We start from the raw sequence: 16,118 nt of genomic DNA, 5'->3' as shown, positions 1-16,118 counted from the left end.
ATCCAGGAGGGCGGCGGCGCGGGCCCGCGCCGTCCGGCCGGCGAAGCCGTCGCGAACCGCCCGGTCCTCCTGGGTCGCATCATAGGTGAGCAGCGGCGTGCGGACCGGGTCGGTGCGCAGCGTCTCGCCGCCGGTGGCGAAGGCGGCAAAGCCGGCGGCCTCGACCGCCGCGATCATCGCCGGCTGGCCGGCGAAGGCGATCTCGTGCCCGGCCGCCCGCACCGCCCGGGCGAGCGGCACCAGCGGCAGGAAGTGCCCGCTGCCGCCGGCAAAGCTGAACAGCACGCGCATGACTTGCCGCTCTCCCTTTGTCATTGCCGGGCTTGACCCGGCAATCCAGGGGCCACCGAGAACTGCCCTGAAAGCCCCTGGATCCTCGGGTCAAGCCCGAGGATGACAATAAAGTAGAATAGGAACCTGAGATAAACACGCTTCGGTTGCGATATTTCCTTAATCGGACAGCCGTGAGTCAAGCCCGGGCATTACAGCAAAGGAGGGAGATGGCCCCACAGCTGGGCCAGCGCTATCGTCACCGGCCGAGGGGGAATGAGGCCATGCGCCAGACCATCGAGGACGCTTGCCGCGACCTGGGAGTCGAAACACCAGAACGGATCGGGGGCCAGCTACCACCGGAAGATCTGAAGCGCCTGCTGCGGGATCAGCCCGATGGCATCCATCTGTGGATCACCGACGTTTTCCACGAGGTGGTCGACCGGATCCCGCCCGAGCGGTGCTTCCGCTTCTGGAAAGCAGAGGTCCGGTCGCGGCTGATGGAGGATTGCGGCTTCGCTCGTGAGCTCTGGCCCGACGGCTACGCCTACCTCGCCCAGCAATGGGTCTCGCCCTATCGCGAGCCGCTGGTCGAGCTGATGCGCTGCGACTAGCCGCCGCCCGGTATCCAGGCAAAGAAAAACCCCCTCCGGCGAGCCGGAGGGGGTTGGGTCGGAGCTAGGCCCGGATCAGGCCGCCGCCTCGCCCGAGGGCAGGGCCGGCTCGCCGTCCTGCTCCTCGTGCTGCAGCCGGGCCTGGCGGTCGCGCTCGCCGGCGATCTGCCGCAGGCGGTTGACCACCGAGCCGGTGCCGGCCGGGATCAGGCGGCCGACGATGACGTTCTCCTTGAGGCCGGCCAGGTCGTCGACCTTGCCGGAGACCGCCGCCTCGGTGAGGACGCGGGTGGTCTCCTGGAACGAGGCCGCCGAGATGAACGACTTGGTCTGCAGCGAGGCCTTGGTGATGCCCTGGAGCACCGAAACGCCCTTGGCCGGCCGCAGATTCTCGCGGATCGTCTTCTCGTTCTCTTCCTCGAAGTCCTCGCGGTCGATCTGGTCGCCGATCAGCAGGGTGGTGTCGCCCACCTCGGTGATCTCGACCTTCTGCAGCATCTGGCGAACGATCACCTCGATGTGCTTGTCGTTGATCTTCACGCCCTGCAGCCGGTAGACGTCCTGGATCTCATTGACCAGGTAGTCCGCCAGCGCCTCGACGCCGAGGACCGACAGGATGTCGTGCGGCACCGGGTTGCCGTCCAGCAACTGGTCGCCCTTGAGGACGTAGTCGCCTTCCTGCACCGAGATGTGCTTGCCCTTCGGGATGAGGTACTCGCGCTCGTCGCCCGACTCCTCGTTCCGCACGACGATGCGCCGCTTGGTCTTGTAGTCCTTGCCGAACTCGACCCGGCCATCGAGGTCCGAGATGATGGCGTAGTCCTTCGGCTTGCGGGCCTCGAACAGCTCGGCAACGCGCGGCAGACCACCGGTGATGTCACGCGTCTTCGAGCCTTCGCGCGGGATACGGGCCAGCACGTCGCCGGCCTGCACCTGCGCGCCGTTCTCGACCTGCAGGATGGCGTCGACCGAGAGGAAGTAGCGCGCCTCCAGGCCGTTCGGCAGGCGGATGACCTCGCCCTTCTCGTCGCGCAGGACGATGCGGGGCTTCAGCTGGTCGCCGCGCGGCTGCTGCCGCCAGTCGACCACCACCTTGGCCGAGATGCCGGTCTGCTCGTCGACGACCTCGCGCATCGAGACGCCTTCGACCAGGTCCATATAGGTCGCCGTGCCCGCCTTCTCGGTGATGATCGGCATGGTGTACGGATCCCACTCGGCCATCTTGCGGCCGCGCTCGATCTTCTCGCCGTCATCGACCAGCAGCTTGGCGCCGTAGGGCAGGCGGTGGCGCGCCTTCTCGCGGCCCTGCGCATCGACCAGCTGCAGCTCGCAGTTCCGGCTCATCACCACCAGGACGCCCTGGCCGTTCTTCACCACGTTGCGGTTCTTGATCTGGACCTTGGCGTCGAACGCCGCCTCGATCGCCGACTGCTCCGCACCGCGCTGGGCCGCGCCGCCGATGTGGAACGTCCGCATCGTCAGCTGGGTGCCCGGCTCGCCGATCGACTGCGCCGCGATGACGCCGACGGCCTCGCCGATGTTCACCGTGGTGCCACGGGCCAGGTCGCGGCCGTAGCACTTGCCGCAGATGCCGCCCTTGGTCTCGCAGGTCAGGGCCGACCGGATCAGCACCCGGTCGATGCCGGCCACCTCGACCGCCTCGACCAGCGCCTCGTCGATCAGCTCGCCCTGCTTGACCACGACCTCGCCGGTCAGCGGGTGCAGCACCTCCTCGCCGGCGCAGCGGCCGAGGATGCGCTCGCCCAGCGGCACGATCACCTCGCCGCCGTCGATCACGGCGCCGGTGGTGATGCCGTTCTTGGTGCCGCAATCCTCCTCGATCACCACGCAATCCTGGGCAACGTCGACCAGGCGGCGGGTGAGGTAGCCGGAGTTCGCGGTCTTCAGGGCGGTATCGGCCAGGCCCTTGCGGGCGCCGTGCGTCGAGTTGAAGTACTCGAGAACGGTCAGGCCTTCCTTGAAGTTCGAGATGATCGGCGTCTCGATGATCGAGCCGTCCGGCTTCGCCATCAGGCCGCGCATGCCGGCCAGCTGGCGGATCTGCGCCGCCGAACCGCGGGCGCCGGAATGCGCCATCATGTAGACCGAGTTCACCTGCCGGCTCGGGTCGGTGAGGGTGGCCTGGATCTCGGCCATCATCTCACGCGCCACCTCGTCGGTGGTGTTCGACCACACGTCGACCACCTTGTTGTACTTCTCGCCGCGGGTGATCAGGCCGTCGAGATACTGGTTCTCGTACTCCTTCACCAGCTCGGAGGCCTTGGAGATCAGCTTCTCCTTGGCCTTCGGGATGACCATGTCGTCCTTGCCGAAGGAGATGCCGGCGCGGCAGGCATGGGCGAAGCCCAGGCCCATCAGCCGGTCGCAGAAGATCACCGTCTCCTTCTGGCCGCAGTGGCGGTAGACAGTGTCGATGACGTTGGTGACGTCCTTCTTGGTCAGCAGCCGGTTGACCTGGCTGAACGGCACCGCCGGGTGCCGCGGCAGGATCTCGGACAAGAGCATCCGGCCCGGCGTCGTGGTGACGCGCTGGATGATCTCCTGGCCGTTCTCGTCGACCGTCTTGAACCGGGTCTTGATCCGGCTGTGCATGCCGATCACGCCGGCCGCCATCGCCTGCTCCATCTCGCCGATCGAGGCGAAACGGGGCACCTGGTGGGCGGTCAGCTTGCCCGACTTCAGCTTCTCGAACACCGCCTTGACGTCGGAGGCGTCAACCGCCTCCGCCGGCTTGGCCGGGTTCTGCAGGATGATGTCGTCATTCGCGATCGCCGCGGTCAGCGCCTCGATCCCGTCGATCGACAGCGCCGGGCCGAGCCGGTCGTTGCGCTCCATCGACAGGTAGTAGATGCCGAGGACGATGTCCTGCGACGGCACGATGATCGGCTTGCCGTTGGCCGGGCTGAGGATGTTGTTGGTCGACATCATCAGCACGCGGGCCTCGAGCTGGGCCTCGAGCGCGAGCGGCACGTGCACGGCCATCTGGTCGCCGTCGAAATCAGCGTTGAAGGCGGTGCAGACCAGCGGGTGCAGCTGGATCGCCTTGCCCTCGATCAGGGTCGGCTCGAACGCCTGGATGCCCAGGCGGTGCAGCGTCGGGGCGCGGTTCAAGAGGACCGGGTGCTCGCGGATGACCTCCTCGAGGATGTCCCAGACCTCCGGCCGCTCCTTCTCCACCATCCGCTTCGCGGCCTTGATGGTGGACGCCATGCCGTACAGCTCGAGCTTGTGGTAGATGAACGGCTTGAACAGCTCGAGCGCCATCTTCTTCGGCAGGCCGCACTGGTGGAGCTTCAGCTCCGGCCCGACGACGATGACCGAACGGCCCGAATAGTCGACGCGCTTGCCGAGCAGGTTCTGGCGGAACCGGCCCTGCTTGCCCTTCAGCATGTCGCTGATCGACTTCAGCGGGCGCTTGTTGGCGCCGGTGATGACGCGGCCGCGGCGGCCGTTGTCGAACAGCGCGTCGACCGCCTCCTGCAGCATGCGCTTCTCGTTGCGCACGATGATGTCGGGCGCGCGCAGCTCGATCAGCCGCTTCAGGCGGTTGTTGCGGTTGATGACGCGGCGGTACAGGTCGTTCAGGTCCGACGTGGCGAAGCGGCCGCCGTCCAGCGGGACGAGCGGGCGCAGCTCCGGCGGGATCACCGGAACGACGTCGAGCACCATCCACTCCGGATGCGAGCCGGATTCCAGGAAGGCGTCGATCAGCTTCAGCCGCTTGACCAGCTTCTTGCGCTTGGCCTCGGAGCCGGTCTCGCGCAGCTCCTCACGGACCTTGACGCGCTCCTCCGCCAGGTCGATGCCCGAGAGCATGCCCTTCAGCGCCTCGGCGCCGATCTTGGCGGTGAACGCATCCTCGCCATACTCGTCCTGGGCGCGAAGATACTCGTCCTCGGTGAGGAGCTGGTTCTTCTTCAGCGCGGTCAGGCCGGGCTCGACCACCACGAAGCTCTCGAAGTACAGGACCTTCTCGAGATCCTTCAGCGTCATGTCGACCATCAGGCCGATGCGCGACGGCAGCGACTTCAGGAACCAGATGTGGGCGACCGGCGAGGCCAGCTCGATATGGCCCATGCGCTCGCGCCGGACCTTCGACAGCGTGACCTCGACGCCGCACTTCTCGCAGATGATGCCGCGGTACTTCATGCGCTTGTACTTGCCGCACAAGCACTCGTAGTCCTTGATCGGACCGAAGATCCGGGCGCAGAACAGGCCGTCGCGCTCCGGCTTAAAGGTCCGGTAGTTGATCGTCTCCGGCTTCTTGATCTCGCCATAGGACCAGGAGCGGATGCGCTCCGGGCTGGCGATCTGGATCTTGATCTGATCGAAGCTCTGCGGCGTCGAGACCTGGCCGACGAGATTCATCAACTCGTTCATGTACCTGCTCCCCCGGGGTAGGGACGGACAAAATGGGGTTCAGCGGCGGCCGATCCAAGGGGACCGGCCGCCGGAGACGGATCAGTAGGAGCGCTGCTCGAGCTCGACATTGAGGCCCAGCGACCGCAACTCCTTCATCAGCACGTTGAAGGATTCGGGGATGCCGGCCTCGAAGTTGTCGTCGCCGCGGACGATCGCCTCGTAGACCTTGGTGCGGCCGGACACGTCGTCCGACTTCACCGTCAGCATCTCCTGCAGCGTGTACGCGGCGCCGTAGGCCTCGAGCGCCCACACCTCCATCTCGCCGAAGCGCTGGCCGCCGAACTGGGCCTTGCCGCCCAGCGGCTGCTGGGTGACCAGGCTGTACGGGCCGATCGACCGGGCGTGGATCTTGTCGTCCACCAGGTGATGCAGCTTCAGCATGTAGATGTAGCCGACGGTCACCTTGCGGGCGAACTGCTCGCCGGTGCGGCCGTCATGCAGCGTGACCTGGCCCGAGGAGGCCAGACCGGCCTTCTCCAGCATGTGGACGATGTCGTCCTCGCGGGCGCCGTCGAACACCGGCGTCGCCATCGGCACGCCCTTGCGCAGGTTGCCGGCCATCTCGACCAGCTCGTCCGCGGACATGTCCTGGATGTCCTCGTCGTACTGGCCGGCGCCGTACACGTCCTTCAGCTTGCCCTGCAGCGCCTTCACCGTCTTGGCGGTGTCCTCGCCGCGCCGGGCCTGGGCCTGGTACTGGTCGACGACCTCGCTGATCTGGCGGCCGATGCCGGCCGACGCCCAGCCGAGATGGGTCTCCAGGATCTGGCCGACATTCATGCGACTGGGCACGCCGAGCGGGTTCAGCACGAGGTCGACATGGGTGCCGTCCTCCAGGTACGGCATGTCCTCGATCGGCATGATCTTGGACACGACGCCCTTGTTGCCGTGGCGGCCGGCCATCTTGTCGCCGGGCTGCAGCTTGCGCTTCACCGCGACGAAGATCTTGACCATCTTCATCACGCCGGGCGGCAGCTCGTCACCGCGCTGCAGCTTCTCGACCTTGTTGTCGAACCGCGCCTCGAGGCCCTTCACCTGGTCGTCGAAGTGACGGCCCATGGCCTCGATATCGGCCATGCGCGCCTCGTCGGCAATGGTGATCTGGCGCCACTGGCCGCGGCTGAAGTCCTTCAGCTGCGCCTCGCCGATCTCGCCGCCGGTCTGGAAGCCCTTCGGGCCGGAGACCGAGGTCTGGCCCAGCAGCAGTTCCTTGAGGCGGGCGAAGAAGCTGCGCTCCAGGATCGCGCGCTCGCTGTCGCGGTCCTTGGCCAGCCGCTCGATCTCGGCCCGCTCGATCGCCAAAGCGCGCTCGTCCTTGTCGACGCCGCGGCGCGAGAACACCCGCACCTCGACGATCGTGCCGGTGACGCCCGGCGGCAGGCGCAGCGAGGTGTCGCGGACGTCGGACGCCTTCTCGCCGAAGATGGCGCGGAGCAGCTTCTCCTCCGGCGTCATCGGGCTCTCGCCCTTCGGCGTGACCTTGCCGACCAGGATGTCGCCCGGCTTCACCTCGGCGCCGATGTAGACGATGCCCGCCTCGTCGAGGTGGCGCAGCGCCTCCTCACCGACATTCGGGATGTCGCGGGTGATTTCCTCCTGGCCGAGCTTGGTGTCGCGCGCCATCACCTCGAATTCCTCGATGTGGATCGAGGTGAAGACGTCGTCCTTGACGATGCGCTCGGAGATGAGGATCGAGTCCTCGAAGTTGTAGCCGTTCCAGGGCATGAAGGCGACGAGCACATTGCGGCCGAGCGCGAGCTCGCCGAGCTCGGTCGACGGGCCGTCGGCGATGATGTCGCCTTTGCGCACCCGGTCGCCCACGCGCACCAGCGGGCGCTGGGTGATGCAGGTGCTCTGGTTCGAGCGCTGGAACTTCAGCAGGTTGTAGATGTCGACGGTCGAGGCGGCGCCCTCGGTGTCGGTCACCCGCACGACGATGCGGGTGGCATCCACCGTGTCGATGATGCCGGCGCGGCGGGCGACGATGGTGACGCCGGAATCCCGGGCCACCGTGCCCTCCATGCCGGTGCCGACCAGCGGCGCGTCGGCGCGCACCAGCGGCACGGCCTGGCGCTGCATGTTCGAGCCCATCAGCGCGCGGTTGGCATCGTCGTTCTCGAGGAACGGGATCAGCGCCGCGGCCACCGAGACGATCTGCTTCGGCGACACGTCCACCAGGTCGATCGATTCCGGCTTCGACATGATGTAGTCGCCGCCCTGCCGGCACGACACGAGGTCGCCGACGAAGCGGCCCTCCTCGTCCAGCTCGGCATTCGCCTGGGCGATGGTGTAGCGGCTCTCCTCCATCGCCGAGAGGTAGATCACCTCGTCGGTGACGCGGCCGTCCGCCATCTTGCGGTACGGGCTCTCGATGAAGCCGTACTTGTTCACCCGGGCATAGGTGGCCAGCGAGTTGATCAGGCCGATGTTCGGGCCTTCCGGCGTCTCGATCGGGCAGATCCGGCCGTAATGGGTCGGGTGCACGTCGCGCACCTCGAAGCCGGCGCGCTCACGGGTCAGGCCGCCCGGCCCGAGGGCCGAGAGGCGCCGCTTGTGCGTGATCTCGGACAGCGGGTTGGTCTGGTCCATGAACTGGCTGAGCTGCGAGGAGCCGAAGAACTCCCGCACCGCCGCCGCCGCCGGCTTCGCGTTGATCAGGTCGTGCGGCATGATCGTGTCGATATCGACCGACGACATGCGCTCGCGGATCGCGCGCTCCATGCGCAGCAGGCCGACGCGGTACTGGTTCTCCATCAGCTCGCCGACCGAGCGGACGCGGCGGTTGCCGAGATTGTCGATGTCGTCGATCTCGCCGCGGCCGTCCTTCAGGTCAACCAGGATCTTCAGGATCGACAGGATGTCGTCCTTGCGCAGCACGCGCAGCTGATCGTCGGTCTCGAAGCCGAGGCGCGCGTTCATCTTCACCCGGCCGACGGCCGAGAGGTCGTAGCGCTCCTGGTCGAAGAACAGGCCGTTGAACAGCGCCTCGGCGCTCTCCAGCGTCGGCGGCTCGCCCGGGCGCATGACGCGGTAGATGTCGATCAGCGCGTCCTCGCGGGAGGCGTTGCGGTCGATCGCCAGGGTCGAGCGCAGATACGGGCCGACATTCACGTGGTCGATGGCCAGCACGGTCAGGGTGTCGAAGCCCTTCTCCTCGAACAGGTCGAGGACGGCCTGGGTGACCTCGTCACCGGCCTCGAAGAAGACCTCGCCGGTCTGCTCGTCGATCACGTCGCCGGCCAGGTAGCGGCCGGCCAGGTCCTCGGCCGGGACCAGGATCTCGGTGACGCCCTGCTCGGCCAGCTTTTTGATGACGCGCGGGGTCATCTTGGTGTCGGCCTGGGCCACCACCTCGCCCGAGGCGGCGTCGATCAGGTCGGCGGTCAGCTTGACGCCCTTCAGGCGCTCGCCGTCGAAGGCGGTCTTCCAGCCATCCTTGGCGCGCTTGTACTCGACGCTGTCGTAGAACCAGGCGAGGATCTCCTCGCGGCTCATGCCCTGCGCCTCATAGGGCTGCAGGCCGCGGCCTTCCTTCGCCCGCGCCTGGCGCAGGGCGGCGGTCTCGGCCGAATCCAGCGCCATCAGCAGCGTGGTGGTCGGCAGCTTGCGGCGGCGGTCGATGCGGACATAGAGGTGGTCCTTGGCGTCGAACTCGAAGTCGAGCCAGGAGCCGCGATAGGGGATGACGCGGGCCGCGAACAGGTACTTGCCCGAGGAATGGGTCTTGCCGCGGTCATGGTCGAAGAACACGCCCGGGCTGCGGTGCATCTGGCTGACGATGACGCGCTCGGTGCCGTTGATGATGAAGGTGCCGTTCGCCGTCATGAGCGGCATGTCGCCCATGTAGACGTCCTGCTCCTTGATGTCGCGGATCGAGCGCAGGCCCGTGTCCTCCTCGACATCGAACACGGTCAGGCGCAGCGTCACCTTCAGCGGCGCGGCGAAGGTCATGCCCCGCTGCTGGCACTCCTCGACGTCGTATTTCGGCTCCTCGAGCTCGTAGGAAACAAAATCGAGCTCGGCGCGTTCAGAGAAGTCCTTGATCGGGAACACCGACCGGAACACCTCCTGCAGGCCGACAACGGCCCGGGCCGCCGGCTTGACGTTCATCTGCAGGAACTGATCGTAGGAGCTGCGCTGCACCTCGATCAGGTTGGGCATCTGGGCGACCTCGGGGATCCGCCCGAAACTCTTGCGGACGCGCTTACGGCCGGTGAAGGTCTGAGCCATGTGAGCCCCTCGTTTCCAACAAATGCCGAACAGGTACGGAACACAAACGCCCGTTCGCGGCCGACCCCGAGGGATCGGCCGCGCCCGGACTACAGTGACAAAACAGCTTGAAGTGCCACGCGGGTCTTACTTGACGTCGACCTTGGCGCCGGCTTCTTCGAGCTGCTTCTTGATCTTGGCGGCCTCGTCCTTCGACACGCCTTCCTTGACGGGCTTCGGCGCGCCTTCGACGAGATCCTTGGCCTCCTTGAGGCCGAGGCCGGTGATCGCACGGACCTCCTTGATCACGTTGATCTTCTTGTCGCCGGCATCCGCGAGGATGACGTTGAACTCGGTCTGCTCCTCGGCCGGAGCAGCGGCGGCGGCAGCACCGGCGCCCGGAGCGGCGGCAACCGCGACCGGAGCGGCGGCGGAAACGCCCCACTTCTCCTCGAGCAGCTTCGAGAGCTCAGCGGCCTCGAGGACCGTCAGGCTCGACAGATCGTCGACGAGCTTTGCGAGATCAGCCATTTCTTTCTCCTAAGACTTGGGTCTTCTGGGTACGGTTTCAACAGGTGCGGCTCTATGCCGCCTCGTCCTTCTTGGCATAGGCACCGAAGACGCGGGCGAGCTGCCCGGCCGGAGCCTGCAGAACACCGGCGATACGGGTCGCCGGGGTCTGGATCATGCCCACCAGCTTCGCCCGCAGCTCGTCGAGCGACGGCAGCGAAGCGAGAGCCTCGACACCCTTCTGATCGAGCAGCTGAGAACCGAGCCCGCCGCCGATGATCTGCAGCTTGTCGTTCTTCTTGGCGTAATCGACCGCCACCTTCGCCGCCGCGACCGCGTCCTGGGAGAACGCAATGGCGGTCGGGCCGGTGAACAGGTCGGCCAGATGCTCGAACTGGGTGCCCTGAAGGGCGATGCGGGCGAGCCGGTTCTTGGTCACGCGGAACGAGGCCCCCGCCGCGAGCATTTGCCGCCGGAGATCGGTCGACTCGGCCACCGTCATCCCGCCTTGGCGGGTGACGACGACCGTGTACGCCGTCCGGAACGACTCCTGCAGCGCGGCGATCTTCTCGGTCTTCTGTGTACGGTTCACGGATCGCCTCCGTTGTCGGGGCTCCGTCCCGGCCGAAGCCGGCCCGGAACCCCAGTCCACACTGGACCGGCCCTTGGATCCGAAGATCCGGTACCGATCCGCTCTCCTGTCCCAGAAGTCCAAGCCCCGTACGACGGCCGGGCCGAGGCCCGGTCGCCGACGTTGATTGGGTTTGACTCCCGTCTATGCAGGTGGGTTTTAAGCGCCTCGCGACGCCCCTGCAGTCTCGGACAGGTTCGGGCAGAGCCTAGGCCCCACCCTGTCCGCCACTCTCGCGAGCGGCGTATTCCTTTAGGCGCCGGCGCCCTCGTGCAGCTTCTGCAGGTCCAGCTTGTAGCCCGGGCCCATGGTCGAGGTGACGGTCACCTTCTTCAGATAGGTGCCCTTCGCCCCGCTGGGCTTGGCGCGCTGGATCGCCTCGACGAAGGCGCGGATGTTGCCGACCAGCGCCTCTTCCGTGAAGCTGGCCTTGCCGACGCCGGCATGGACGATGCCCGCCTTCTCGGCCCGGAACTCCACCGCGCCGCCCTTGGCGGCCTTGACCGCGCCGGCGACGTCGGGGGTGACGGTGCCCAGCTTCGGGTTCGGCATCAGGCCGCGGGGGCCCAGCACCTTACCGAGGCGGCCGACCAGGCCCATCATGTCCGGGGTGGCGATGCAGCGGTCGAAATCGCTGCGGCCGTCCTGGATCTCCTTGGCCAGATCGTCGGCGCCGACGATGTCGGCCCCGGCGGCCAGGGCCTGCTCGGCCTTGTCGCCCTTCGCGAACACCAGGACGCGGACGGTCTTGCCGGTGCCGTTCGGCAGCTGCACGACGCCGCGGACCATCTGGTCGGCGTGACGCGGGTCGACGCCGAGATTCATCGCGATCTCGACGGTCTCGTCGAACTTGGCCGTGGCCGAGGCCTTGAGCATCTTGACCGCCTGGGCCAGCTCGTAGGTCGCCTCGGGGTTCAGCCCCTTGGTCGCGGCGCGGATGCGCTTGGAAACCTTCGCCATGCCGATTACTCCACCACCTCGATGCCCATCGACCGGGCGGAGCCCTTGATCATCTGGGCAGCCGCATCGACGTCGTTCGCGTTGAGATCCTTCATCTTGATCTCGGCGATCTCGCGGATCTGCTTCATCGTGATCTTGCCGACCGTGGCGCCCTTGCCCGGCGTCTGGCTGCCCTTGTCGAGCCCGGCGGCCTTCTTGATGAAGTAGGTGTTCGGCGGCGTCTTGGTGACGAAGGTGAACGTCCGGTCCGCATAGGCCGTGATCACGACCGGGATCGGCATCCCCTTCTCCAGGTTCTGCGTCTGGGCGTTGAACGCCTTGCAGAACTCCATGATGTTCAGACCGCGCTGACCCAGCGCCGGACCGATCGGCGGCGACGGGTTGGCGGCGCCCGCGGGCACCTGCAGCTTAATCTGTCCTACGACCTTCTTTGCCATCTCATATCCCTCAACAACTGATCCCTCCGGCGGAACCGGAGGGATGGGGAAGCGCGGTCACGACCCCCGGAGGACTTCCCGGGAGGGTCTCCCGCGCCGCTCCCCCGCGCCCTGGAGCGCGGGGTATCCGACGACGATCAGCGGATCGTCACGAAACCTTCTCGACCTGCGTGTACTCTAGCTCCACCGGAGTCGCACGGCCGAAGATCGACACCGCGACCTTGAGCCGCGAACGCTCCTCGTCCACCTCCTCCACCACGCCGTTGAAGCTGGTGAAGGGGCCGTCGGCCACGCGCACCGTCTCGCCGACCTCGAAGGTGATGGACGGCTTCGGCCGCTCCACGCCTTCCTGGACCTGCTGCATGATCCGCATCGCCTCGGTCTCGCTGATCGGGATAGGCTTGTTGCCGGACCCGAGGAAGCCGGTGACCTTCGGCGTGTTCTTGACCAGATGCCAGGCCCGGTCGGACAGCTCCATCTTGAGCAGCACGTAGCCCGGGAAGAACTTGCGCTCGGTGTTGACCTTCTGGCCGCGGCGGATCTCGACGACCTCCTCGGTCGGCACGACGATCTGCTCGAAATGGTCGGCCAAGCCCTTCTGCTCGGCCTGCTCGCGGATCGACTCCGCGACCTTCTTCTCGAAATTCGAATAGACGTGCAGCACGTACCAGCGCGTCGCCATGGGTCAGCTCCCCATGCCGATGACGGACGTCACCGCCCAGCCGGCAACCCAGTCAACCAGCAGGAAGAAGATCGACATGAGAATGACGAACACGAACACCATGCCGGTGGTGATCGCGGTCTCCTTCCGTGTCGGCCAGGTGACCTTGGCGGTCTCCTGGCGAACCTGCCTGAAGAACTGGACGGGGCTGGTCTTGGCCATGTCTACCAATCAAATCGCCGGTCAGTCTGGTCGCCAAAAGGGGCGGGTTTGGCAGGAGTGGAGGGTTTCGAACCCCCAACCTTCGGTTTTGGAGACCGACGCTCTACCAGTTGAGCTACACTCCTCCGGGAACCGCCCTGCCTTCAGGAAACACGACGAGGCACGCTCGCCGCCCTGACCGCGGAGCGAACGGTCTTCTAGCGGAAGCGCCGGACAGAATCAACACCCTGTTCGGAACCCCCGCCGGATTTCTCTCAGGCCGCCCGTTCGGCCCCGCTTCCGGCCTCGGCGGCGATGCCGATGAACAGGCGATGCACCCGCCGGTCGGCCGACAGCTCCGGATGAAATGTCGCGGCCAGCAGCCGGCCCTGGCGCACCAGCACCGGATCGCCGTCGCGCTCGGCCAGCACCTCGACGCCGGGGCCGATCGCGGCGATCCGCGGCGCCCGGATGTACACCGCCTCCAGCGGACCGCCCGGCAACGCGGTCGGCGTCTCCAGGATCGCCGAATCGATCTGCCTTCCATAGGCGTTGCGCTCGACCGTGACGTCGAGTACGCCGAGGCTCCTCTGCTCCGGCCGGAGCACCCGTCGGGCCAGCAGGATGCAGCCGGCGCAGGTGCCGAAGACCGGCATCGTCCAGACGAAGGCGCTGAGCGCCTCGTACATCCCGTCGCGGGCCGCCAGCTTGAGCAGTGCGCTCGACTCGCCGCCCGGGATCACCAACCCGGCCACGCCCTGGAGATGGGCCGGCAGGCGCACCGGGACCGCCTCGGCGCCGGCCTCGCCCAGCGCCCGGGCATGGGCCTCGAAATCGCCCTGCAGCGCCAGCACGCCGATGCGCGGCGTGCGGGTGGCCCCGCCCTGCCCGGTCACCATCCGCGGGTCTGCAGCAGCTGGGCCGGCTCCAGCGCCGACACCGCCAGGCCCTTCATCGCGCCCTGGCACTCGGCGCTGGCCTCGGCCAGGATCGCCGCATCCTCGTAATGGGTGGTGGCGCGGACGATGGCACGGGCGCGGCGCTCCGCCTCCTCCGGCTCGGCGAAGGTCCGCGAATCCTGCATGAAGATGCCGGAGCCGACGAACACCGCTTCCGCCCCCAGCTGCCGCACCAGGGCGGCGTCGGCCGGGGTGGCGATGCCGCCGGCGGAGAAGTTCGGCACCGGCAGCCGGCCGGTCTCGGCCACCAGCCGCACCAGCTCATAGGGCGCGCCCAGCTCCTTGGCGGTGGTGTACAGCTCCTCCGGCCGCAGCACGGTCAGGCCGCGGATGTCGCGGCTGATCTGGCGCAGATGCTGCACGGCATGGACCACGTCGCCGGTGCCGGCCTCGCCCTTGGTGCGGATCATGGCCGCGCCCTCGGCGATGCGGCGCAGCGCCTCGCCCAGGTTGCGGGCGCCGCAGACGAAGGGGGTGGCGAAGGCCTGCTTGTCGACGTGATGCGTCTCGTCGGCCGGGGTCAGCACCTCGGATTCGTCGATGAAGTCGACGCCGAGCGACTGCAGCACCTGGGCCTCGGCGAAATGGCCGATGCGGCACTTGGCCATCACCGGGATCGACACGGCACCCATGATCTCGCGGATCTTGACCGGCGAGGCCATGCGGGCGACGCCGCCCTCGGCCCGGATCTGCGCCGGCACCCGCTCCAGCGCCATCACCGCGACGGCTCCGGCGCGCTCGGCGATCTCGGCCTGATCCGCGTCGGTGACGTCCATGATGACGCCGCCCTTGAGCATCTCGGCCAGGCCGGTCTTGAGGCGCAGGGCCTGCGGGGAATGGGTGCCGTTGCTGCCGTTCGTGGTCATGGGGTTCATCTCCGGAAGAATTCGCGGAAATGCTAGGCTTCCGGCGGTGGTCGGAGAAGATCCACCGAACCGCCAATTTCATGGGGCCAGTTCATCCCCGGAGGATGCCGGGCTTCCGGGCAGTGGATTCGGATTCCATGAGAAACGATGGAGCCGGTTCAGGCCGCGCCGCCCCGGCGGAAGGACTGCACCACCTCGCGCAGCAGGGCGACGCCCTGGCGGATATCCGCCTCCTCCAGCGCCGCATAGCCCATCAGGAAGCTGGCCTCCGCCCCGCCGATCCCGGCCGGGACGATGCCGACCGAGCGCAGCGCCGCCGCCTCGGCGACGCTGCCGGCCAGGGCGGCCGGGATGTCGCGGAAGCGGACCACCACATGCAGCCCGGCCTTCGCGCCCTCGATCGCCACCGCTGTGCCGAAGGCGGTCTTCAGCGCCGCCACCAGCGCGTCGCGGCGGCGCTGGTTGCGGCGGCGGGTGCGGCGGATGTGGCGCTCGAAATGGCCGTCGCGGATGAGATGGGCGAACACCGCCTGGTCGAGCGAGGCAGTGTGGCGGTCGGTCAGCTGCTTGGCCTGCAGGAACGGCTCCACCAGCTCCGGCGGCAGCACCATGTAGCCGAGGCGCAGGCCGGGCGAGAGCACCTTGGACACGGTGCCGGAATAGATCACGAGGCCTGCCCGGTCGAGCGCCTGCAGCGATTCCACCGGCCGGCCCTCATAGCGGTACTCGCTGTCGTAGTCGTCCTCGAAGACATAGGTGCCGCCGCGTTCGGCCCAGTCCAGCAGGGCCAGGCGTCGCGCCGCCGGCATCACCCCGCCGGTCGGGAACTGATGGCCCGGCGTCACATGGGCCAGCCGCGCCGCGGCCTCGGGCGGCGGCAGCCGGGCCGTATCCAGCCCGTCGGCATCGACCGGCACCGGCAGCAGCCGGGCGCCGATCGCCTCCACCGCCAGCCGGGCGCCGCTGTAGCCCGGATCCTCGACCACCACCGTGTCGCCGGGGTCGACCAGCACGCGCAGCGCCAGGTCGACCGCCTGCTGCGAGCCGTTGACGATCAGGATCTGCTCCGGCCGCGCCCGCACGGCCCGCGCCCGGCCGAGATAGTCGGACAGGGCGGCGCGCAGTTCCGGCAGGCCCTGCGGGTTCTCGTAGAGATAGGGCTTGCCGGCGCGGCGCCGGATCTCGCGCAGCAGCAGGCTGCGCCAGATGTCGGCCGGGAAGTCGGCGGCGCTGACGGTGCCGTAATGGAAGCTGTAGCGCAGCCCGGCGCGGCGGGTCAGCGCGTCGGTATCGAGGCCGCGCAGCCGCTGGCTGTAGCGCGACAGCCGAGGCGCGCGGTGCGCCTCGGGCGGGGCCG

General features: G+C 67.7%; 12 protein-coding genes, 1 tRNA gene and 1 pseudogene. 1 reads left to right on the top strand and 13 read right to left on the bottom strand.

Going from position 1 to position 16,118, the window contains the following annotated elements:
* Positions 1 to 291, bottom strand: a pseudogene (locus P409_RS09480) (hypothetical protein); the annotation flags it as partial.
* Positions 292 to 554: 263 nt separating this feature from the next.
* Between P409_RS09480 and P409_RS09475 the strand changes: the two are divergent.
* A complete protein-coding gene (locus P409_RS09475; protein WP_034834696.1) occupies positions 555 to 884 on the top strand; it encodes a hypothetical protein in 330 nt (109 codons plus the stop codon).
* 75 nt (positions 885 to 959) lie between these two features.
* Here P409_RS09475 and rpoC read toward each other — a convergent pair whose 3' ends face one another.
* The 12 genes from rpoC to pdxR all read right to left on the bottom strand — a co-directional run.
* Entirely contained in the window at positions 960 to 5,285 is a 4,326-nt protein-coding gene (gene rpoC, locus P409_RS09470) for a DNA-directed RNA polymerase subunit beta' (RefSeq protein ID WP_034834695.1), read from the bottom strand.
* An 81-nt stretch (positions 5,286 to 5,366) separates the two neighbouring features.
* Complete coding sequence (gene rpoB, locus P409_RS09465; protein ID WP_034834692.1) at positions 5,367 to 9,557, bottom strand: DNA-directed RNA polymerase subunit beta; 4,191 nt, start codon at positions 9,555 to 9,557, stop codon at positions 5,367 to 5,369.
* Positions 9,558 to 9,683: 126 nt separating this feature from the next.
* Entirely contained in the window at positions 9,684 to 10,067 is a 384-nt protein-coding gene (gene rplL, locus P409_RS09460) for a 50S ribosomal protein L7/L12 (RefSeq protein WP_034834688.1), read from the bottom strand.
* A gap of 52 nt (positions 10,068 to 10,119) precedes the next feature.
* On the bottom strand, positions 10,120 to 10,638 hold the full coding sequence (rplJ, locus tag P409_RS09455; protein ID WP_034834686.1) for a 50S ribosomal protein L10: 519 nt from the start codon (positions 10,636 to 10,638) through the stop codon (positions 10,120 to 10,122).
* A gap of 291 nt (positions 10,639 to 10,929) precedes the next feature.
* Positions 10,930 to 11,637 (bottom strand): 50S ribosomal protein L1, encoded by a 708-nt coding sequence (gene rplA, locus P409_RS09450; RefSeq protein ID WP_034834684.1) that lies wholly within the window; start codon positions 11,635 to 11,637, stop codon positions 10,930 to 10,932.
* Positions 11,638 to 11,642: 5 nt separating this feature from the next.
* Entirely contained in the window at positions 11,643 to 12,074 is a 432-nt protein-coding gene (rplK, locus tag P409_RS09445; protein ID WP_034834682.1) for a 50S ribosomal protein L11, read from the bottom strand.
* A 148-nt stretch (positions 12,075 to 12,222) separates the two neighbouring features.
* A complete protein-coding gene (nusG, locus tag P409_RS09440) occupies positions 12,223 to 12,756 on the bottom strand; it encodes a transcription termination/antitermination protein NusG (protein ID WP_034834680.1) in 534 nt (177 codons plus the stop codon).
* 3 nt (positions 12,757 to 12,759) lie between these two features.
* Entirely contained in the window at positions 12,760 to 12,957 is a 198-nt protein-coding gene (secE, locus tag P409_RS09435; protein WP_034834678.1) for a preprotein translocase subunit SecE, read from the bottom strand.
* A gap of 49 nt (positions 12,958 to 13,006) precedes the next feature.
* Positions 13,007 to 13,082 (bottom strand) — tRNA-Trp (locus P409_RS09430).
* Positions 13,083 to 13,211: 129 nt separating this feature from the next.
* Positions 13,212 to 13,835 carry a pyridoxal 5'-phosphate synthase glutaminase subunit PdxT gene (pdxT, locus tag P409_RS09425; protein WP_034834677.1) on the bottom strand — a complete coding sequence of 208 codons (624 nt, stop codon included), beginning with the start codon at positions 13,833 to 13,835 and terminating at the stop codon, positions 13,212 to 13,214.
* Positions 13,829 to 14,761, bottom strand: a complete 933-nt coding sequence (pdxS, locus tag P409_RS09420; protein ID WP_202964614.1) for a pyridoxal 5'-phosphate synthase lyase subunit PdxS — start codon at positions 14,759 to 14,761, stop codon at positions 13,829 to 13,831. The genes pdxT and pdxS overlap by 7 nt, the downstream gene beginning before the upstream one ends.
* Positions 14,762 to 14,919: 158 nt before the next feature.
* The coding region (gene pdxR, locus P409_RS09415; RefSeq protein ID WP_034834673.1) for a MocR-like pyridoxine biosynthesis transcription factor PdxR at positions 14,920 to 16,118 on the bottom strand (1,199 nt) is incomplete at its 5' end.

The organism is Inquilinus limosus MP06 (assembly GCF_000767795.1).
GTDB classification, from domain to species: domain Bacteria; phylum Pseudomonadota; class Alphaproteobacteria; order DSM-16000; family Inquilinaceae; genus Inquilinus; species Inquilinus limosus_E.
The sequence above is the reverse complement of the archived record's forward strand: the minus strand, read 5'-3'. Positions and strand labels throughout refer to the sequence as shown.